General features: G+C 36.4%; 20 protein-coding genes and 2 pseudogenes. 15 read left to right on the top strand and 7 right to left on the bottom strand.

Features of this window, described 5'->3' with window-relative positions; all coding sequences use genetic code 11:
- Window positions 1-2: 2 nt before the first annotated feature.
- Window positions 3-881, top strand: a pseudogene (locus ACG9ZL_RS18855) (patatin-like phospholipase family protein); the annotation flags it as partial.
- A gap of 257 nt (window positions 882-1,138) precedes the next feature.
- Complete coding sequence (locus ACG9ZL_RS18850) at window positions 1,139-1,660, top strand: acyl-CoA thioesterase (protein ID WP_336952872.1); 522 nt, start codon at window positions 1,139-1,141, stop codon at window positions 1,658-1,660.
- A gap of 579 nt (window positions 1,661-2,239) precedes the next feature.
- Here the strand turns inward: ACG9ZL_RS18850 and ACG9ZL_RS18845 are convergent.
- Window positions 2,240-2,581, bottom strand: coding sequence for a hypothetical protein (locus ACG9ZL_RS18845; RefSeq protein ID WP_336952871.1), 342 nt, complete (start codon window positions 2,579-2,581; stop codon window positions 2,240-2,242).
- Between the two features lie 448 nt (window positions 2,582-3,029).
- Window positions 3,030-3,257 (bottom strand): hypothetical protein, encoded by a 228-nt coding sequence (locus tag ACG9ZL_RS18840; RefSeq protein ID WP_419361193.1) that lies wholly within the window; start codon window positions 3,255-3,257, stop codon window positions 3,030-3,032.
- A 446-nt stretch (window positions 3,258-3,703) separates the two neighbouring features.
- On the opposite strand from ACG9ZL_RS18840, the gene ACG9ZL_RS18835 reads away from it, so the two are divergent.
- From ACG9ZL_RS18835 to ACG9ZL_RS18780, 12 genes are all read left to right on the top strand, one after another.
- Entirely contained in the window at window positions 3,704-4,717 is a 1,014-nt protein-coding gene (locus ACG9ZL_RS18835; protein ID WP_419361190.1) for a CobW family GTP-binding protein, read from the top strand.
- A 56-nt stretch (window positions 4,718-4,773) separates the two neighbouring features.
- Complete coding sequence (locus ACG9ZL_RS18830) at window positions 4,774-5,304, top strand: YaeQ family protein (protein ID WP_004722682.1); 531 nt, start codon at window positions 4,774-4,776, stop codon at window positions 5,302-5,304.
- Between the two features lie 107 nt (window positions 5,305-5,411).
- A complete protein-coding gene (locus ACG9ZL_RS18825; RefSeq protein ID WP_419327583.1) occupies window positions 5,412-6,035 on the top strand; it encodes an MgtC/SapB family protein in 624 nt (207 codons plus the stop codon).
- A 99-nt stretch (window positions 6,036-6,134) separates the two neighbouring features.
- Complete coding sequence (locus tag ACG9ZL_RS18820; RefSeq protein ID WP_419361188.1) at window positions 6,135-7,394, top strand: DUF2252 domain-containing protein; 1,260 nt, start codon at window positions 6,135-6,137, stop codon at window positions 7,392-7,394.
- A 16-nt stretch (window positions 7,395-7,410) separates the two neighbouring features.
- On the top strand, window positions 7,411-7,749 hold the full coding sequence (locus ACG9ZL_RS18815; RefSeq protein ID WP_004722677.1) for an FKBP-type peptidyl-prolyl cis-trans isomerase: 339 nt from the start codon (window positions 7,411-7,413) through the stop codon (window positions 7,747-7,749).
- A 488-nt stretch (window positions 7,750-8,237) separates the two neighbouring features.
- Window positions 8,238-10,271 (top strand): poly-beta-1,6-N-acetyl-D-glucosamine N-deacetylase PgaB, encoded by a 2,034-nt coding sequence (gene pgaB / locus ACG9ZL_RS18810; protein WP_419361185.1) that lies wholly within the window; start codon window positions 8,238-8,240, stop codon window positions 10,269-10,271.
- A gap of 8 nt (window positions 10,272-10,279) precedes the next feature.
- The gene (gene pgaC / locus ACG9ZL_RS18805; protein WP_336952860.1) at window positions 10,280-11,545 is read left to right on the top strand and encodes a poly-beta-1,6-N-acetyl-D-glucosamine synthase; all 1,266 of its coding nucleotides are present in this window, start codon (window positions 10,280-10,282) and stop codon (window positions 11,543-11,545) included.
- Window positions 11,546-11,578: 33 nt separating this feature from the next.
- Window positions 11,579-11,992, top strand: a complete 414-nt coding sequence (gene pgaD, locus ACG9ZL_RS18800) for a poly-beta-1,6-N-acetyl-D-glucosamine biosynthesis protein PgaD (protein ID WP_336952859.1) — start codon at window positions 11,579-11,581, stop codon at window positions 11,990-11,992.
- 58 nt (window positions 11,993-12,050) lie between these two features.
- Window positions 12,051-13,178 (top strand): acyltransferase family protein, encoded by a 1,128-nt coding sequence (locus ACG9ZL_RS18795; protein ID WP_419361183.1) that lies wholly within the window; start codon window positions 12,051-12,053, stop codon window positions 13,176-13,178.
- Window positions 13,179-13,317: 139 nt separating this feature from the next.
- Window positions 13,318-14,235 carry an HARLDQ motif MBL-fold protein gene (locus ACG9ZL_RS18790; protein WP_419361180.1) on the top strand — a complete coding sequence of 306 codons (918 nt, stop codon included), beginning with the start codon at window positions 13,318-13,320 and terminating at the stop codon, window positions 14,233-14,235.
- A 172-nt stretch (window positions 14,236-14,407) separates the two neighbouring features.
- Entirely contained in the window at window positions 14,408-14,755 is a 348-nt protein-coding gene (locus ACG9ZL_RS18785) for a hypothetical protein (RefSeq protein WP_336952853.1), read from the top strand.
- Window positions 14,756-15,166: 411 nt separating this feature from the next.
- A complete protein-coding gene (locus ACG9ZL_RS18780) occupies window positions 15,167-15,751 on the top strand; it encodes a hypothetical protein (RefSeq protein ID WP_336952851.1) in 585 nt (194 codons plus the stop codon).
- Here ACG9ZL_RS18780 and ACG9ZL_RS18775 read toward each other — a convergent pair.
- The 5 genes and pseudogenes from ACG9ZL_RS18775 to ACG9ZL_RS18755 form a co-directional block, all read right to left on the bottom strand.
- Window positions 15,745-15,894, bottom strand: a pseudogene (locus ACG9ZL_RS18775) (lysozyme inhibitor LprI family protein); the annotation flags it as partial. The gene ACG9ZL_RS18780 and the pseudogene ACG9ZL_RS18775 sit on opposite strands and share 7 nt — an antisense overlap.
- Before the next feature lie 350 nt (window positions 15,895-16,244).
- Window positions 16,245-16,805, bottom strand: coding sequence for a TetR/AcrR family transcriptional regulator (locus tag ACG9ZL_RS18770; RefSeq protein ID WP_336952847.1), 561 nt, complete (start codon window positions 16,803-16,805; stop codon window positions 16,245-16,247).
- 29 nt (window positions 16,806-16,834) lie between these two features.
- The gene (locus ACG9ZL_RS18765; RefSeq protein WP_419361177.1) at window positions 16,835-17,743 is read right to left on the bottom strand and encodes an alpha/beta hydrolase family protein; all 909 of its coding nucleotides are present in this window, start codon (window positions 17,741-17,743) and stop codon (window positions 16,835-16,837) included.
- Between the two features lie 49 nt (window positions 17,744-17,792).
- A complete protein-coding gene (locus ACG9ZL_RS18760; protein ID WP_419361175.1) occupies window positions 17,793-18,581 on the bottom strand; it encodes a crotonase/enoyl-CoA hydratase family protein in 789 nt (262 codons plus the stop codon).
- 270 nt (window positions 18,582-18,851) lie between these two features.
- A complete protein-coding gene (locus ACG9ZL_RS18755) occupies window positions 18,852-20,402 on the bottom strand; it encodes a hypothetical protein (RefSeq protein ID WP_419361173.1) in 1,551 nt (516 codons plus the stop codon).
- A gap of 408 nt (window positions 20,403-20,810) precedes the next feature.
- Here ACG9ZL_RS18755 and nfuA point away from each other — a divergent pair, with 408 nt between their 5' ends.
- On the top strand, window positions 20,811-21,449 hold the full coding sequence (gene nfuA / locus ACG9ZL_RS18750; RefSeq protein ID WP_004819478.1) for a Fe-S biogenesis protein NfuA: 639 nt from the start codon (window positions 20,811-20,813) through the stop codon (window positions 21,447-21,449).
- The last annotated feature ends 187 nt before the right edge of the window (window positions 21,450-21,636 follow it).

Here is a 21,636-nt window from a genome sequence, read left to right as displayed (position 1 = left end):
AACAGGTTTTGGAAGCCTCTTCGCGATTGGACTATACTTTTTATCAATACAAACAATTATCAAAGAAAAAACCTGTGATTGCCTTGGTCTTGGGCAGTGGAGGCGCGCGTGGATATGCACACATTGGTGTAATTGAAGTGTTGGAGCAACATGGTATTAAACCTGATTTTATTGTTGGAACAAGTGCGGGAAGTATTGTTGGTTCAATTTATGCCAGTGGAAAATCGCCTGAACAACTACGCCAAATTGCACTCAATATGAAAGTGGGTGATGTACGCGATTTTAAAATTGGCATGAAAGGTTTTTTTGATGGGCAAAAAGTTGAAGATTATGTCAATAAGCAAATCAATCAAATGCCTTTGGAAAAAATGAAAATACCTATGTATGTTGTTGCTACAGAATTACAAAATGGTGAAAAGACGATTTTTAATTATGGTAATACAGGTCAGGCTGTGAGAGCTTCTGTATCTATTCCAAGCATGTTTATTCCTACCAAAATTAAAGGTAAGGAATATGTTGACGGTGGTTTAGTAAGCCCTGTACCTGTGAATATTGCCAAAGAATTAGGTGCAGATATCGTGATTGCGGTGGATATATTGGCACAACCTGTCAATACTGAAACGAGTAATGTCTGGGGGCTATTTAACCAAAATATCAATATCATGCAAAATAGATTAGCGGCTGAAGAATTAAAAAATGCAGATATTGTGATTCAGCCAGATTTGCGTGAAAAAGCACATATTTTTGATGTAAAAGGTCGTCAGGATACTATGCAAGCTGGAATGGATGCAGCTAATCAACGTATGCATGATCTAGACGTGGTTATTGCCAGTAAGAAAAGTATTGAAACTGCCCAACAGCAATTTCAAGTCCAGAACTAAGATCAACAGTTAGAAGTACTTTAAAATCCAACACCAAGTATTCGGATCAGAAAAACCTAAATATAGAAATATTGTAGCAAACATGTTGAATAAATAGAAAATGATTGATAAACCAATAAGATATACTTCAAATAAATGACAGTGTTCATAATCATAAATTGAGAGAATGGTCAATTGCCGAATTAAACATGTTTTTTAGTTGAAAAGATATATAATAATAGACTTAAATCTCCTGCCAAAATAGAGTCTAGAATACGATGTCTCCATTAGATCAAATGATCCCAGCTACAGATGACCAGTCAGAATTAACCATGTCCGTTTTGATGACCCCAGATATGGCAAACTTTTCAGGTAATGTACACGGTGGAACCATCCTTAAGCTGCTTGATCAGGTCGCTTATGCATGTGCAAGTCGTTATTCAGGTAGTTATGTGGTAACACTTTCAGTCGATAAAGTGAATTTCAAAGAACCAATTCATGTGGGTGAAATGGTCAGCTTTCTTGCCAGTGTAAACCATGTTGGTCGTACTTCAATGGAAATCGGGATTCGTGTTGAAGCACAAAATATTCAAAAACGTACAGTACGTCATACTAACAGTTGCTATTTCACCATGGTGGCTGTAGATGAAAATGGTAAACCACAACAAATTCCAGCTTTAAATCTGGATAATGATTGGAAACGCTGTCGTTTTGAAGCGGCTGAGCAGCGTAAAGTGGCACGTTTACAAGAAAATCATCATCCTTCTTGTAGTATTTATAAAAAAGCTTCAAATAGTTAATTGATTAAGTTTCCCCCCTCGTTGCCAATGAGGGGGCGCTTTAGGTAATCTCAAAATTAAAATGAAATGTAGTCAGCTTGATGCGCTATATTTGCCAGCACTAAGCGATTGACATTTAAACAAATGGTTAACCTGTCAAAAAAATCAAACACAAGAATATAATTTCTTTTAATTAATATTTAAATCAAATCAACTGTATAGCGGAATAAATTGTTTGATTTTAAAAAAGCTTACAATGACCCACACTACATTCAAAGTTTAAATACCTTTGAGTAGGCGATGCCTCACTTATGTAGGAGATGCCAGACCTTGCGCTGCAAATAAAGCATTGCTTTGTTTTTGCTCATGGAAGAGGGCTATACCGCCGAACGGCGACATCCCTGTCGTCCCACGGTAGGATCACCATCTACGATTCAAAAGTAAAAAAACGAATTGATAACCAACAGTTTCAAAATTTCATACAAAAACATAAGCTTCATTTATGATCAATGACTTGATGCAAATCACTTATATGAATAATTAGGTGGCTTTGACAATAAATTCAAACGATAAAAATTTGATAAAAACAGTTCCACACTTTTAATTGACTTTGTTAAGAACACGTCCATCTACCGTCATGCTCCACATCCCATTGGCAGTTTGTTGCGGTGCTTGAGAAACTTTAAACTCAGTTGAAAGTGGTCCAATGCCAGCACTAAAGTTATTGCCTTCAAATTTAGAAATTGGTGCAGATACAGATGAGCTTGAATTAGGTTGTTTATTGCTATATTCAACGCGTCCTTCAGGCGTAATCATCAAATTTACACTGCCATCCTCACTTTGCCATGTGCCTGAGTAGTTTTGTTTGTCTGTCGGTAATGGTTTGCTACATGCAACAAGTAGGGTGCTGATGACGCCTAAACCGATCAGTTTTTTTAACATTTTAAATTCCTCGTAAGTCTGGATATGTCAGGTTTTAATTATAAATTTACAAACTGATTTAAGTGCAAAAGAGTATATATGAATTATTCAAAAATCCTCTCTATACTAGAGTTGAGCAAAATGAAGCGATACAGGCATTGAGTTTTTAAACTTTAGGTTAATATTTTTTGAAATCTTAAAATATGGAATCTATTTATATGAAATAAAAAAATTAATTCTTTTTACGATCAAAAATTACAAATCAGAAAGAATATAAAGTTATCAAATTTCTTTTCTAATAATAAGAAAGCCAGATTTCGATATGTTGGGTCTAATTGTTTAAAGACAGCAAAGATCAAGTAAAAGACATTAGAAAAATAAAAAGATTAAATCGCAGCATGATCTAGTCTTTTTATTCAGATTGTCTTTTTAGACAACCCAATTGCTAACTCGGGAGGAGAGTTAAATCTTATTGACCTGCTTGAGGAGCAGAAGTCGCTGGAACTTCAGCAGCGCTTTCAGTCGCAGGTTGAGCTGTAGGTTGACCTGCAGCTTGAGTATCTTCAGTTGCAGCTGGTTGTTCTTGAGTTGATACAACAACTTGTTCAGCTTCAGTTGCAGCTGTATCAGTAGCAGCAAAAGTTGAGAAAGCTGTGAAAGCAAGTGTAGTAGCTAAAAGTGTTTTAACGAGTTTCATTTTGGCATCCTTAATTCATTGAATTGATCGTATAACGACCTGTGAGAGCGTCAGTTGTTAAATGCGTTGCTGATCACAGGGAGTAATGTCATGCTAAGTGCAGATGAAAAAATGGGCAACCTAAGCAACAAAGCGTAACAGGCTGGGTTACATGTTTAAAACAAATCATTGTATTATGTTGTTTTTTTGTGATCTATTTACTTTTACCCATAGGTAAAAGTGTATGGAAATATGAAAAGTTGATTAAAAAACACACTGCATTGTTACTTACACTTAACATTCATTATGCAATCTTTATGAATGTGGTATTGGAGTTTTGGATTGTTTTTGTAAATTTAATTTAAAAAATAGATGTTAAACCTGAAACTATTGGCAATTTTTCAGTAATAATAAGAAGAGTCGCAATATCTATCTATTTCTTTCATTTAATATGCTGGGTCGATCCTTTGAAGATTTTAAGCCAAAAAACAGTCAAAACTCATATTATTTCTGGTTTTTTAGGGGCTGGAAAGACCACCTTATTACAGCATTTGCTTCAACAGAAGCCAGAAAATGAAACTTGGGCGGTTCTTATGAATGAGTTTGGACAGATTGGTGTGGATCAGCAATTGTTACCACAAGACTCAGGTTATGAAGTAAAAGAATTACTCGGTGGTTGTTTATGTTGTGCAGGACAATTGCCTATGCAAATTGCCTTTTCTCGATTGATTTATGATAAACAACCCGATCGACTATTTATAGAACCTACAGGCTTAGGTCATCCCGCCCAACTTTTGGCACAATTGACTGAACCGCAATGGCAAGCGCAAATTGATATGCGTGCGTTGGTGACAGTAATCGATGGGAGTCGCTTACAGGATTCTGAATGGGTGAATCAAGCGCATTATCAAGATCAGTTAAAAGCAGCACAAATTGTTGTGGTTTCGCATGCAGATAGCATGTCTGCGTCTGATCATGAGGTATTAAACCAGTTTAAGAATGATTACTTTGCTTATATTCAAACTTGGGTATTGGCAGAGCAGGGTAATCTTGATATTCAACAGCTGGATCTTTCACATCAAGGGGGGGAGAGAAAAGTTGTACCGCTGATTCAAGTGCAAAAGCAATTTAACCCCGATGAAGTACTGCCTGTGGTTAAACAATTACCTTATCACTATGTTGAAACGGCTAATGGGTATACTGTTGCTGGTTGGAAATTTTCAAAGCGTTGGCAATTCGATTTTTATGACTTGTTAGATGTCTTGTGTGAGCAAAAAGACTGGTTGCGCATCAAAGGGATATTCAATACCAATCAAGGTTGGATGACATTTAATTTTAATCCTGAAAATTTGAATTATAAATCGGGTGAAGAAAGCTTGGATAATCGGATTGAACTCATTAGCCAGCACAATCGTGATTGGGAAAGTTTAGAAACGGCTTTGTTGAATTGTCGAATTGATCAGGCGGAAAAAACGCAGTAATCCTTTTGAAAATCTTATAGACTGTGCGCCATATTTAAGAACTTTTTGGAACTTTCATGGCATTAAAAGCAACAATTTATAAGGCTGATCTGAATATTGCCAATATGGATGTGCATCAATATGGTGATTATCAATTCACGATGGCATTACATCCGTCTGAAACGATTGAACGTTTGATGGTACGTGTATTGGCATATGCTCGCTTTGCAGATGAACGTTTGGAATTTACCAAAGATTTATTTGAAACTGATGAACCTGCTTTATGGGAGAAGGATTTAACCGGACAGTTGATTAAATGGATTGAAGTTGGTTTGCCTGACGAAGACAAAGTTAAAAAAGCGGCAGCGCGTTGTAAAGAAGTGGCTGTGATCGCCTATGGTTCAGCCGTTGCAGAATGGTATAAAAGAAGTTCTAAACTCAAAACATTGTCAAATGTTCAGGTATGGCAATTGTCTGAGGCGACGACAACAGCAATTCAAGCTTTATGTCAACGTACCATGCAATTGCAATTAAATGTTATGGATGGTGAGTGGACCTTGATTGGTGATGATGCTCAAGCTGTGATTGAATGGACACAGTTACAGTAAGCATTGTTATTCAATAAAAATTGACAAGAAAAGCAAGCGAATCGCTTGCTTTTTTTTACTCAAATTTCGTATACCTAGAGTGATAAAAATAGCTATGTAGAAAATCAATGAATAATGACATCTACCACTTACTTATGGCTTTGGCGATTGGTGCAATTATTGGAGCAGAGCGTGAGTATCGCAGTAAGTCGGCAGGATTGCGAACTATGATTATGGTGAGTTTAGCATCCTGTTTATTCACCATACTTTCAATTAAAATTGGAGTGCAAAATCCTGATCGTTTGGCTGCAAATATTCTGACTGGCTTGGGCTTTTTAGGTGCGGGGGTTATTTTTAAAGATGATAATAGAATTTCTGGGATTACTACAGCAACAACGATTTGGATGGTGGCAGCTTTAGGTATGGCCGCAGGTGCTGGTTATGAATATTTAGCATGTGTTGGTACAGTACTGGTATTGGTTGTTCTCGTATTTCTTGTCTATTTTCAAGAGAGAATTGAAGCCATTCACCAATCGCGTAACTATAGAATTTTATGTGATTATCAACAAGAAACTTTAGATAAATATGAGGAATTATTTAAACAATACCATATGAAAATTTTACGTGGCGTGCAAAATAAAACTGAAAAACAGATTGTTGGGCGCTGGGTGTTAATAGGATCTGCTCAAAATCACAAAAAACTCACAAACTATTTGCTTTTAGATCAAGAGATTAAAGAGTTAAGCTTTTAAAACAAGAAAAAGTGTGCTTGATTTATTCAATTTTTTATTCATCAAATTTTCAGCTTAGCGATTTAATCTAACGAAATGTATAAGTATTGGAGTAAACCGATGCGAGATCCTTATGAGCGAGTTATTCATTTTAATCAGTCGCGAGATGAGAAATTTCTAGCAATTAAATATAAATTAATGGCGAGCAGTGCTTTCCGCTTTTTTCGTGGTTCATGTCATTTATATTATGAAGATTTAGCAAGCCAACAAACATGGAAAGATCAAACCATCACTTGGATCTGTGGTGATTTACATATCGAGAATTTTGGTAGTTATCGTAGTCGACATCAAGTGGTTTATTTTGATTTAAATGATTTTGACGAGGCAATTTTGGCCTATCCAACGTGGGATGTGTCCCGTTTTATTTGCAGTATATTTCTGGCTGGCAAAGAGCTGAATATCGGAGACGATGATTTAAAATCTATCGCGGAACAACTGGTAGATGAGTATTTAAATGCACTTCGAATAGGGAAAGCTTATGCAGTAGAAAAAGAAACCGTCGATGGTATTTTAAAGAAATATATTACAACAGTTTCTGAGCGTGATCCTGTGGCATTTATTGAATCGCGTTGTTCTTTAGATAAAACAAGTGAGCGGCGTTATTTGGTGATTGATCAGAAAAAATATTTTAAAATAGAGTCCAAAAGCTTATATACAGCACTCATAAAAACATTTTCTGAGGATTTAAAAACACTCAAGGCGAAAAATCAATCAAATTTTCAAGTATTAGATGTCGCATTCCGTATTGCTGGGACAGGAAGTATTGGCTTAAATCGCTATGTATTCTTAGTCTATGATAGTGAAAATAAAACCCATACTTTATTCGATATGAAACAGGCTCAAGCTTCCTCTTTGAGCTTGTCTCCATTTCTAAAAATACAACAACCAAAATGGGATGATCATGCGCAACGCATTCAATTCATTCAAACACTCATGCAGTATCAAATACCGGCTCAGTTATCACGGCTAGACTTTCAAGGACAAGCGTATATTGTCAAAGCATTACAACCTGAACAAGATAAAATTGATTTTAAACAATGTGTAGATAAACCTAAAAAATTTACCGATGCCTGTTATAACATGGCTCGATTAATTGCTTATGCTCAATTACGTTCAACAGGGCGTAAAGGTTCTTCAACAGCAGATGAATTAATCATTTTTGCAGAACAAGCAGAACTTTGGAAAACGCAGTTGTTGAAATACACGTATAATTACGCCCAACAAGTTGAGCAAGATTATCAAAGTTTTTGTAAAAGTTATGCTGAATATCGTACTGAACAAAAGACAGTGATGAGTAAAGCTTTGCATAAACCCGAATGATGAATAGGAATAATGTATGTCAAATGAATTAGAAATTATTGACTTAAAAGTTGGTGAAGGTAAAGAAGCAGTAAAAGGTGCTTTGATTACAACCCATTATACTGGCTGGTTGGAAGACGGAACCAAATTCGATTCTTCAATTGATCGCGGCAATTACTTTGAAACAGTGATTGGAACAGGGCGTGTAATCAAGGGCTGGGATCAAGGTATTATGGGAATGAAAGTGGGCGGTAAACGTAAATTGATCGTTCCTGCACACTTGGCTTATGGAGAGCGTAAAATGGGCAAAATTATTCCAGCAAATTCTAATCTGATTTTTGAAATTGAACTGTTTGATGTCAAAACGCGTGATTAAATCTGCTAAATGTCTGGATTGACTCAGCCATCACTCTTCAAACATAAAAATAGAGGTCAATTGATCTCTATTTTTTATGTTTAATGCAGCATCTATTGACTACACGATGTTGTACTAAAAATGTTGAGAGGGGCTTTTTGACTTCTGTATATTTTACTCAGATAAAATATAACCCGAATTCGACTTTATAAGTTTATTATTTATCTAATAGTGTGATTTTAAACACAATAGTTTTATTTTTTTGTTTATTATTTGCTCAATGCTTAACAATCATCTACAATACTTTTGTCTTAAAAGTGTTTAAATATCACAAATAAATAATTCTGCTCAGAGTTATTTTTTAAGGTTCGTTTCAGTTTTATTCTTTTAAATCATCGTTGTAAAACCTCTGGCTTAATTCGTCTTGAAAAAGGATTTTAGTATTTCAATATTGATGTACTACGGACGGATTCAGATTTAAAAACAATGATGATCGAGTATTTAAATATATGCTAAGCCGTTACTTTTCTCCTTCAGCGATGATATGCGTAACACTATTGTTTTCGTCCTTTTATAATAGTGCAATGGCAGAAGTAGACCAAGTTGCTACTGAAACTCCAATAGAGCACGAATTACCTAAAATTGATTTAAATACGCTGACTATTATTGGTTATCATGAAATTACGCCGAACCATGATGCAGTGATTCCAGATTATGCTGTCACCACGAAACAGTTTGAGCTGCATTTAGATTGGCTGCAAAAAAATGGCTATAATTTTGTCAATGTCGACCAAATTATTAAAGCCAACGAAGGTAAATATAAACTACCCACCAAACCTGTATTGTTGACTGTAGATGATGGTTATCAATCTTTTTATCAATATGCATATCCTGTCATTAAACAACGTAAAATTCCTGTTGTACTCGCTGTCGTTGGCTCATGGTTAGAACCTAAAGCCAATGAAATGGTTCAATTTGGTGATGAAAAATTAGCACGTAAAAAACTTTTGACTTGGGATGAACTTAAAACCATGCAAAAAAGTGGCTATGTAGAAATTGGTAGCCACAGTTATAATTTACATCGTGGTATTTTAGGCAATCCTCAGGGCAATTCTGAGCCTGCCGCCGTCACACGCGAATACGATCCAAAAAGTAAAACCTATGAATCTGATAAAGTCTATGCAGATCGTATTTTTAGTGATTTGAAAAAAAATAATAAATTATTGCAATCACATGGTTTAAAAGCACCACGTGTGATGGTGTGGCCATATGGTCGTTATAATATGGAAGCGGTTGCTTTGGCTAAAAAGGTGGGTATGCCCATCACCATTAGCTTAGATGATGGTCCAGACCATATTGAGAAATCGTTAGGCCATTTGAACCGCATTCTTGTCGAAGGCAATATGACTACGGATTCTCTAGCACAAGAAATCCAAAGTCGTCAGATGAATTTTACTGACAATAACCGTCCACAAAAAGTCATGCATGTGGATTTAGACTATATCTATGATCCAGATGAAGCGCAGCAAGAGAAAAACTTAGGACATCTGTTAGACCGTATTCGTGAAATGAATGTCACTACGGTATTCTTACAGGCATTCGCTGATCCAGATGCGAATGGGTCAGCTGATATGGTGTATTTCCCAAATCGTTATCTACCAATGCGTGCAGATTTGTTTAACCGTGTTGCATGGCAGATTCAAACTCGGACCCATGTGAGTCGTTTATATGCGTGGATGCCGTTATTGGCTTGGGACTTACCAACTTCAAATCCTGCGTCTAAAGATGTGGTGGTGACTCAGCAAGCCAAAGACAGTGATCATTTAAATATGGGATATCATCGTTTAAGTCCATATTCACCAGAAGCACGTAAAGTAATTGAAGGTTTATATCAGGATTTAGCAAAATCGACGACGTTTGATGGCATCTTGTTCCATGATGATGCAACACTTTCAGATTATGAAGATGCTAGTCCAGAAGCGATTAAAGCTTATCAAAAAATTGGTTTACCAGCGGATTTAGAAGAAATTCGTAATGATGATGCAAAATTGCAAAAATGGACTGATTTTAAAACCAAGACCATTGATAACTTTGCAATGGATTTAGCGCAAAAGGCGCGTTATTACCAACCATTCTTACTGACTGCACGTAACTTATATGCCCAAGTTGCACTTTCAGCATATTCGGAAAACTGGTATGCCCAGTCTTTAGAGCAATCGATTAAAAATTATGACTTTACTGCAATTATGGCAATGCCGTATATGGAACAGGCACCAGATGCAACTAAGTTTTATAAAGATTTAGTACAAAACGTGAAGAAACAACCAAATGGGATTAAAAAGACGATTTTTGAATTACAAGCAGTGAACTGGCGTAATAATCAAAAGATTCCAACATCAGAAATTGCTCAAACGATCCAGTCTTTATACCAACAAGGTGTGATGCATGTGGGGTACTACCCCGACGATCCAATTGAGGATCACCCAAATACTGCTGAAATGCGTAAAGTATTTGATTCTAAACCACAACGATTGGTTCCTTAAGGTCTGATATGAGCGCATTTCAACACCTGTGGCAATCAGTATTAAACTTTATCTTCTATTATCCATTATTTATGTCGTATTTATGGATGATAGGTGCTTTAATTTTCTATTGGAAAGAACGTAAAGAGCCCCCATATACTCAACCGCCAACATTGGAAGAATATCCTTTAGTTGCTGTGCTTGTGCCATGTTTCAATGAGCAAGATAATGCGGATGAGACCATTAGTCATGCATTAAAGTTGAATTATCCAAACTTTGAAGTCATTGCGATTAATGATGGGAGTTCTGACAATACCGCAGAAATCTTAAATGAGTTGGCTTTGAAGTATGACAAGCTGCGCGTCGTACACTTGGCTGAAAATCAGGGTAAAGCCATGGCTTTACAAGCAGGTAGTCTGCTTACCGATGCTGAATTTTTAATTGGTATTGATGGCGATGCGTTACTTGATCCATATGCTGCACAGTGGATGATTCGTCATTTTCTCAATAATCCTACAGTTGCAGCTGTGACAGGAAATCCACGTATTCGTACCCGTTCTACTTTACTTGGACGGATTCAAGTTGGTGAATTTTCATCAATTGTTGGTATGATTAAACGCGCACAACGTACTTTCGGGCGTTTATTTACAGTTTCTGGTGTAATTACTGCTTTTCGTAAAAGTGCTGTACATGAGGTAGGCTATTGGTCACCGAACATGTTAACAGAAGATATTGATATTACATGGAAATTACATCGTGCGGGTTGGGATGTAAAGTTTGAACCCAATGCCTTGGTGTGGATTTTAATGCCAGAAACCTTTGATGGTCTATGGAAGCAGCGCTTACGTTGGGCCATGGGTGGCGCTCAAGTTTTAATTAAGAATTTTGATGTATTATTTAAACCGAAACTTAATTTTCTATGGCCTTTGATTATTGAGCTGATCCTCACCTTAGTTTGGTCATATTTAATGCTGATTATGGTGATTTTCTGGATTTTGCATTTGGTGTTACCTTATGCGGGATTCCCTGCAATGAGTTCTCCATTATTACCTATGGGAACAGGTATTTTACTCGGTACAACTTGTTTACTGCAGTTCGCAATCAGTAAGTGGATGGATAGTCGTTACGAATCGAGTTTAGTGAAAAACTATTATTGGATGATTTGGTATCCCTTTGTATTTTGGTTGATTACAGTAACGGCAAGTATTGTTGCATTTCCAAAAGTTCTTTTACGTGGAGAAAGTAAAAGGGCACGTTGGGTCAGTCCCGATCGTGGTATGCGACATGATGACTAAGATGTTAGTCAAAATAAGTTTTGAGATACGAATATGAAAACAAATTCTTTGATTATTGATTTACGTAAGCAGTTACCGTGGCATCGTCGTTATTTCTCCACGACAATGACGGCAATGCTATGGGCATTTTGGTTGTTGCTTTGGAGACCTATTGTTATCTTGGTGGGATATCTTTCACTTGAGAAACCACAACTAGTACATTACTTTTTTAATGCTTTTGCAAAAGCATTAGAAAGCGGATTGTTTGCGTTGATTGCTTGTGCAATTTCTTTGTGGCTATGGAGTAACTTTGTTCCAGCAAAGACCAAAAAGGAAGCAGAAGCTAAATCTACACAAGAATATGCTGATCATTTCAATTTGGATATGGATGATCTTTTACATTCTCGTCAGCAAAAAATCGCTACAGTTCATCATGATGCTGATGGTCGAATCACATATATTGACTAATGGTTTAGTCGGCAAAAGTCCCACAGGTTGGGGCTTTTGTTTTCAAAGGGAAACTTAGATGTCCGCAAAAATAAACTCGGCAGAAAGTATTCGAGGTTTAGCTTGTTTAGCTGTCGTATTTTCTCATCTTGCAATGAGTTTTTTTCCATATTTACATCATTTTGATCCCAATGAGAAAACAGACTTGGCTTGGGTGTATGCCATACATCATTTGCCTTTTGGTTTTCTCTACTCAGGTGATGCGGCTGTTTTTGTATTCTTTGTCTTAAGTGGCTTTGTACTCAGTTATGCGATCTTAAAAAGCCCTCAAAAATTTCATGCAAAAATTAACAATATGATGATTAAACGCTATCCACGTTTAATGATCCCAGCGCTGACTTCATGCGTCATCATTTGGTTGGTCTTTAAAGTCATTCATATTGATAGTAGTCATGTGGGTGCTTGGTTACATGCATTTACGATACAAGATTTTAGTTTTAAACATGCATTATATGAAGGAACTATTGGTGCATTTTTATTCTCGGAAAGTGATATAAACTGGGTGTTATGGACGATGACGATTGAGCTTATGGGCTCATTTGCATTATTTTTTCTACTCTATTTGTATCATTATAAACATAGTGCCTTTTGGCTAGGTTCACTTTTAATTCCTTGTTTTGCATTTCTTTGGCGTGGGCAAGGTTTCAGCTTTGGGATTTCCAGCTTTATTATTGGTATCTATATCTATCTGTATGCCAAACCACTTTCGAATGTTGTAGCCATTTCTATGTTATTGATTGGCCTATATTTAGCGGGTGCACATAATACCAGCGCAGCCTATAGCTGGGTGCATCATATTTTAGGGGAGAATACTTATGATTATAGTAATTTCATTGCTGGGATTTTAATTGTTTACAGTGTTTTGATGAGTCCATTATTGTCTAAAGGCTTAGACCACCCGATTTTAGTCTGGTTAGGAAAGTTATCTTTTTCCATTTATCTATTACATCTAATGATGTTGTATTTAATCTGTATTCCGCTATTTAACTTATTTTTAAGTTGGCATTGGAGTTATTCTTTCGCTGTAATCTGCTCAGGATTAACTGCGATTGCAGTCACTTTGATTGCTGCAAATTTTTATAGTGATTATGTCGATCAGTTCGCTATTAAGGTCAGTAATAAAATTGCCGACAAGGTTTTAAATTAGTACTTCAAGACTCGGATACAATTTGCAAATATTGTTTACAATTTAAGATGTATTGAGTTGTTTTTTAGACATTAAAAAATTGATAAATATCGTGATTTAATCAAGTATGGGCGACTCATTTTTAGCATGGATCGCTTATATGCATCTGTTCAAATCCATTGTTATTTCATTGATTGCAATGAGTCTTCAATTTGCTCAAGCAGCACCATTAAATGCTCAGCAAGCACTGACCGATGCACCGCCAATGAGTTTATTTGAATCGTGGAATACACCCATTGAGCCCTTTAAAATTTTTAATCATGTCTATTATGTTGGTACTGAAAATTTATCTTCAGTACTGTTTGATACGGGTGATGGTTTGGTTTTAATTGATAGTGGGATTGATCAATCGGCAGTGCAGATTAAAGCCAATATTGAAAAATTAGGTTTTAAAATTACAGATGTAAAATATCTACTCAATAGTCATGCCCGTTTAGATCAAGCTGGTGGTTTTGCTAAGTTAAAACAATGGAGTGGTGCTCAATTGGTCGCAAGTGCTGCAAATGCCGAAATGCTAGAAAATGGGGGCGTGACTGATTTTGCTCTAGGTAAGCAATTGCCTTTTCCTTCTGTAGCTGTAGATATCATCATTAAAGATGGGCAACAATTAAAGCTCGGTCGTCAAATCTTTACAGCACATGCGACGCCCGGCCATTTACCAGGCGCAACCTCTTGGACGACAGATATCCGTTACTACTTTAAAAACTATAAAGTCATCTATGCCGACAGTTTATTTACTGGCGGTTATTATTTGGTAAACAATATCAACTATCCAAATCTAGTTTCAGACATACGACATACATTTAAAACTTTGGATGCAATCCATGCAGATATTTTCCTTGCCAATAAAGCTGATCGTTTCTATATGAAGCAGAAATTAGCCAAATTGAATATGGGTAATAAAAAAGCATTTATTGATCAGACGGGTTTACAAAATTATGTAGCAAAGGGGAGAGTTGAATTTGAACAAGAATTACAACAGCAACAACGCTTAGCGCAGTTTAAAACATTGCAATAATTAATTTAAAATAAAACATGCTTTATGTATTATATGGCGTGTTTTATTTTAAATATTGCTATAATTCAGGTAAAACTGATCATTTATTTTGAATGATATATAACAGATAACGGCTTATACTAAAATATTGAAAATACAATATTTCAAACAGTTATTATTCATTTGTAGTGTCGTGCTCACTTCATCTATATATGCACAAGAATTTCAACAACTCAATACTCAAACGAAGCTTGCAAAACAATGCCATAAAGATGACGAAGACATATTTTCACCTCAAAACTATCAATTGGGCTCGATAAAAGTCGTATTAAAAACTTATTCCTGTATTGGTAAAAAGCAAGTTCGAGAGCAATATTTTTCAGCGTATGGGATACAGCTGGGTGCTAAAAAATCATTATATTTAGTCGATCAACTGGCGGATGCAAGTGGTTATGTTAGTGTTAAATTAGAGCAAGTAGATGCAGATACCATTGTGTTTGACAGTATGTATGAACGTGGCGGCGATTTAGTGATTATGTAGATGCAAGATTTAAAAAATATCTATCATGTGAAAGTTCATTATATGGCTTCAGATGAAGGCGCGGTAAAGTTGTATAGTAAAAATAATCAGATTTTATTCAAAAAATTGATTTAAAAGCGCTTAAAGATGATCAGCCGATATATGAAAATATAGGAAAACCCATAATATTCAAAAAGGTGCCAGGCAAAGGGATCGTATTTGCTTCAGGTGATCTAAAAGCATTACAAAATTAAAATAAGAGATCTAGTTTATCGATATAGAGAAAACAATTGTTACGTTTAAGCTGGGTATCTCTAGTGAGATAGTTATACAATTTATAGGGTAAACTATTAAAAAAACAATCAAAATACTCAGCTTTAAACTTAGCTCATGAGTCTGAACTGGGGCGTATTATATGCTTGAGATTACGCTATGTTGAAATTTATCCTAGTCGTGTTATTTTTGATCACGTTATATGTGTTATGGCGATGGGTTGCTAAACAAAAAATTAATGCAGCTTTTGAAGAACAACGACAAGCGTTATCTGAATTGGTTCAGAATCCTCAAGAAGAGCATGATCTACCCGAAAAAACCAAACTGATTAAACAGATGATTGCAGAAGAGCGACAAAAGGCGGGTTTAACCCAAGTAAAAGAGGCATTAAGCGCTACAGTTCAAGTAGAGCAGCAGAGTTTAGTCGAAGACCAATATGCACTCGCCAAGCAGATCACTGATGAAGACCAACGTTTATTTGATTCAGCTGCGCAACTTTTTTTTGAACAAGCTTTACAGACCAAAGACTTTTCTCAAGCAGGGCATATTCAACATGATGTACTCAGTAAAATGCCTATGAATACACAAAGTCAGATTGGTTCTTTTGATTTTGGTGAATGGTCTATTTTTTGGAGCTATCATGAACAATCACTTGAATACTATGTCGGACGTTATGGGGTATTCTATGCGCATGTTGATCATCAAGGTATAGAACATAAAGCCGAATTTAAAGATCGTTATTGATTTTCTATTAGGCTGCTTAACTCTTTTAGTCGAAATATTGTGGAATTGATTTCACAATCTAAATGTGCAAATCCTGAAGCTAATCCCAAAGCGCCATAAGTAAGACTTCCCGTAAGTTCATTACATTGAGCATCACGATAATTAAGCCAAGCCTTCGGGACTAGCGTGTTTTTTGCCGCTACGTGTTACCTTGCGAAACGATGTTTCTCATCATTTAGAATGACTAAATTTCATATTTTGTGCCTAGTATCGCCTAAAAAACACTCGTAGTCGCAAACGTAGACGAATTGTCAACAGACCCTATCATTTTCGCTTTATCTGTTTTTAATTGCTGCTGCATACATTGATAAGCTTGTTGTTGATCTTGTTGATCTTGTTGATTACATTGCGCATGAGCTGTATTGAATAGGCTTATAAAAAGCAAAGCTAAAAAACTATATTTGATCTTTTTTATCATTTAATTTTCACCAAGAAGTTGCAAATCAGTCGAGTATTATATAGAGAGTAGTTGAGAAATTCGTTGCTTCACTTGATTTAAATAGAACAGGTCATCGTTCAGTCGATACATTAAAATAGCACCCTCATAATCGGCCACGCTTATTTTTGCCAAAATTTGTGCATCGGTTTGATTCATTTTTTGTTGAAATAATTGATACAAGGCATTTTGCCAATCTTGGAAAATTTCACGGATTTTTTCCAAGACTTCTAAAGAAATATGGCTGGCCTCTAAGGACAGCATCCCAACTAAACAGCCTTTTATTTCATAACTAAAAAAATGAACAGCTTTATCATGGATGATTTGAAATTGTTGATTTGCATCCACTACAGCAAAATCTTCGAGTTTAAACAACGATTGATTTAAATAAAGATGAGTGTGCGCTAAGATCTGCATCAATAAGGCTTGTTTGTTGGGATAATAATAATAAAACGATGCTTTACTGAGTCCACATGCTTTTGCCAACATCTCCATACTTGTCCCTGCATAACCATGTGCTTTAAATTGCAAAGCACAGGTATTTAACATGTGTTCAGGTGTAAGTTTTTGTGGGCGCATAGATGACCTTGCTGCTTATGGGCTTAAAATTAATTGTGGATGAATGTCTCAAAAATATTTAACATTTTATCCCAAATTGGCTCTGAACCTTGACGAAAATATCCCATATGTCCAATCTGTTTTAAACCAAACTCATCAGCTGATATGTTGATATAGTGCATGGGCGCATTTTTATAATGTTGCATAAAAGCATAACGAGAATTTGGCAATGCCCAATCATCATCTAAAGCAGCTACTGCATAAATTGGCGTTTTAATTTGGGCATATTGCTCATGCAAATTTTTTTGCTCAGGATCTGCAAAAAAATAAGTGGGATTTTTACACCATCTACGCCATTGTTGATAGACCCCTTTAGGTAAATCTGCACCCATATTGAGTTTACTCCAAGGCAAGTAACCTGTAATCGCCACCATAGGTGGAAAGATAATATTCCAAACTACCTGAACTTTAATTTTTTCTTTCAATGGCATATAGCCATGCCAGCCAGCACCTGTGCCAAAACAATACATTGCGCTTACTTTGGTATGATTCGGTGTTAGCCCTAAAGCTTGTCCACCGTAAGAATGTCCAACTAAAAATAGGGGCATGTCTTGTTTAAAACTGTAGTCAATTGCACCTGCTAAATCTAATTTTCCCCAATCGAGGTATGACATTTTAAAACCTTTTAATTGCCGTGGAGCAGAGTTGGCCACCCCACGATAATCAAAAGTGAGTACCTGATAGCCCAATTGTGCAGCATATTCAGAGAAGCGGCGATAAAATGCTTGAGGGACTCCTGTTGCACTGGAAACAACAATTTTTGCTTTGATTGTATTGACTGGCGTGTAAAGTATGCCAGCCAATATATAACCATCCAGTGCCTTAAAACTAATGGCCTGACTGGTAAAACTATTGCCATTCAAGTGTTGGACCTCAGTTGAGTACTTTAAATTTTGCATGATTGTTCCCACAGTTATTAGATTATCGCCGTATATCGCTATGATTGGTTTACTTACCTTTAAACTGTGGTGCTCGACGTTCAATCATTGCTCTTACACCTTCTTGCGCATCCTCAGAGGCAAGTAAAGGGCTAAGTAGATTTTGTAGGTTTGCAAATGCGACTTCAGGACTTTGTAAAAAGGCTTGATGAGCCGAATGCAGTGCCGCTTTGACGGCAAGTGGTGCAGCATTGGCAATACGTTCAGCCAATTCTATGGCACGCGTTAACTGTTGGTTATCCTCAACAACTTCAGTCACTAAATTCATTTCATAGGCTGTTTGTGCATAAAATAAATCACCAGTTAACACATATTTCATAGCTTTTACCCAGCCAGCAGCTTGGATGAAACGTACCGTTGCACCACCAAAAGGTAAAATACCGCGCTGTACCTCAATTTGGGTAAATTGAGTATTTTTGTTGGCAATAACAATGTCAGAATTCAACATTAATTCTATACCAGCGGTATAACAATAACCCTGTACCGCGGTTACCAATGGCTTTGTTCTTTGACGCCCAACAGTTCCCCAAGGGTTCACAATATCATTGCTAAAATTAAAAACACCATCGGCTAATTTTGGTTGTAACTCAACCAAGTCCAATCCTGCAGTAAAATGATCCCCATGGGCAAAGACCACCGCACAGCGTAGTTCTGGATTATTTTCATATTCAGTTAAAGCCAGTGATAGGTCGTGAATCATATGACTATCAAAAGCATTGCGTTTATCTGCACGGTCTAGGCCAACTAAAAAAATATGACCACGGATTTCACGACTGACTTTTCCTTGTAGATTTGACATTTGTTATTCTCTCATTGGTTGTTTTATAAGTTCTTAAACGATCGTTAGAAAACTGTCAATGATTTTAGAGTGACTAAACCGTTTACATCGGTATAGCCTATTTAAGGCGTTGAAGGATCGCTGCATTGTGTATGTTATTTGGCGCTTTGGGGGGAGTACCTATAGTTTTTATAAGAAATTTAACTAGACATAAAAATCTGCTCATAAGCTTAAATGCCTAGCTAAATTTATCACTAGGCATTTAATTTAAAGAGATTTAAACCTGAAGGATTACTTTTTAAACTTGGTTAAAAGCTTTTGGATCGGCAATTTATCACTTGCATACCCATAAATTGCAGCAAAAGGTAAGGCTGTGCGAGCAAGATAGGCGACACGCCATAAACCACCATGATTGGCACCCTCCATCATCAATTCTAATGGATGTCCCATCTTAGTTTCTGGATTTGCAATAGACTTCGGATTTCTTAAGTCATGGATCCAAAGCGCTGCCATAATTGAATTGGTTGTTTCAGGGCGGAATGCTTCTACATCAAACAAACTTGCACCGTTAAACGCTGCTTTAAGCAAAGGATTCTTGGTGACCGAATGTGTCGTCGTGGATGGTGCAATATTGATACTGACATGTTGCCCTTGATGTCGTGCTAAAGTTGCACGCCACTGTTGAATGCGTTTTGCCAAGGCATAATTAGGGCCTTGTTCAATCACAAGACAATCAGCAATCCCATAGAATTTACCATTGTCAGAGGCAATCAGTTGTTGATCATTGTGCTTAAAGAATTGCTTTAAGGAAAGGGTTGCAATCCCTTTGCTGAATACAGTTTCAAATTTTGATCTATGTTTGAACTTTTTGTTTGAACCTTCAATCACTTCTTCAGGTACTGCATAGACATCTGTAGGCGTACACATATACATCAGTGATGAATCATTCTTGTGTTCACTGACATGACTCATAATCGTGTCCATTGCCATCGACACACGCACATGTTTTTCACCATCCAAATAAGCAATTGAGGCCAAATCTAACTTGTGTGGATTATCACAAAGCCATTGTGTAATTTCTGGAATTTGGGTCAGTAAATTTGCCCCAAGTTTGCTTTTTAATTCGTCAATATTATGGGTGTTGACGATTTTTTGAAAACTAGGTGCGTACAGTGTGGCATTGCCATTTTCAATGGTTTTAAGAATTCTCTCCCAAACGCGTTCATTGGGTAGATCAACGGCAACAATATTGGCTTTCCATTTTGATAACCATGTTAATGGGCCTGCCTCTGAAGCTGCGCCAAATAAAACTAAGGTACGATCCGATAAATCAAACCATTCAGGATGTGCAATCACGTTTCTCAGTGCGTCTGCATGACTTGCTTCAATAATGCCAGTATCTTGCCACTTTTGAATTTGCTGATATAACGCTTCGCCTTGTAGTTTTTGCCCGTGATAGGGTACAAACCATTCAACTTCAGCATCTGAATGACCTTTAAAACTAACGCTTTGAATCTTATCTAATACTGGAACTGTACCAATATCTTTTAAAGAATAGCGTTGTCCATCTCTAAAGAAATCAAAGCTATGTTGGGCTTTGTGCAAGCCTTGTTTGGCAATAGTGATGGCGTTATGACTTGAACGAATGCCATGTTCGACCAATGCCTTAAAATAAACTGGATAATTTTTACGCCAGTTTTTTTCATCTAAAGCTTGCTGTGCGCTGAGATGATCAACCAAGGAAAGTGCTTCTGCAATGATTTCTTTACCGACTTGCGAGCTGCTACTTTTTTGAGTCTTTGGATGAACTGGAAACTGTAAACCATCAATTGAACTGGACATGCAAAATATCTCGTTTTATTTCATCATTAATATACAGATGTATACATTATCCATGCCATATTCAATATTTGGGTGGCATTTTCTGACAAAATTTAGATAAATTGGTCGTATAAATTAAATAAATCAGTGCTGAAAACATCTAAAATTAAGCTTATTATTTCATTTATAAAAAGTTTCATTGGTGTCATTTTGTGCGTTTTAAAACGCAATTTATTGATAAGCTAAAATGTAGTAAATATCAATTTGTGTATGATTTATATTCATTTATTACACACATATTTTATTTTAAAATTTGCATAGATTATATTTTTTACATCTTTTTAAGTTAATTCCGACAATTTTAGTTGATTTTCACTCATTCAGCCTCATCTTCAGTTAAAATACCGACTTCAGCTTGAGGATAGAGTTATGTCGACTGAGAACACCAATACTGCGGTTGCAGAAGAAATTCCAAATTTATTGATTACTCCCAATGCGCAAGAGTATTTAAAAGATCTTTTGGAGAAGCAAAATACTCCAGGAATTGGCGTTCGTGTATTTGTTGAAAATCCAGGTACTCCACGTGCTGAATGTTGTATGGCATATAGTGCACCTGATGAAATTGCTCCAACAGATTACAAACAAGATTATCCTGATTTCCCTGCATTTATTGATACACCGTCGATTCCATATCTGAAAGATGCTGTAATTGATTACAACAAAGACCGTTTTGGTGGGCAGCTTACTTTCCGTGCACCTAACTCGAAAGTACCACGTGTTGGTCCAGATGCGTCTATGGAAGAACGAATTACTTATATTCTTCAGGCAGAGATTAATCCTGGATTGGCAGGGCATGGCGGAAACTGTGCACTAGTAGAAGTAGTAGAAGATGAAGAACATGGTTTAACTGCGGTATTAAAATTCGGTGGGGGTTGTCAAGGCTGTTCTGCGATTGATGTAACGTTAAAACAAGGTGTAGAAACTACGCTTAAAGAGCATATTCCTGAACTAGGTCGTGTGGTCGATCAGACTGATCACAGTCAAGCAGAAGGTGCTTATTTCAAATAGTCTGTATATCAATGTAGATATTTTACTGTTGTTCAAAACCTCCGGATTTCGGAGGTTTTTTTATGGTTGTCACATAGCTAAATTTTATTTTTGTATTTTTAAATATTGATAAGCTTAAATGAATCTTAAAAAATAGAATAAAAACTTAAAGATATACTCATAAACGTCCAAATATTAACCGAATGGT

The organism is Acinetobacter legionensis, from assembly GCF_048551735.1.
Classification (GTDB): domain Bacteria; phylum Pseudomonadota; class Gammaproteobacteria; order Pseudomonadales; family Moraxellaceae; genus Acinetobacter.
The sequence above is the reverse complement of the archived record's forward strand: the minus strand, read 5'-3'. Positions and strand labels throughout refer to the sequence as shown.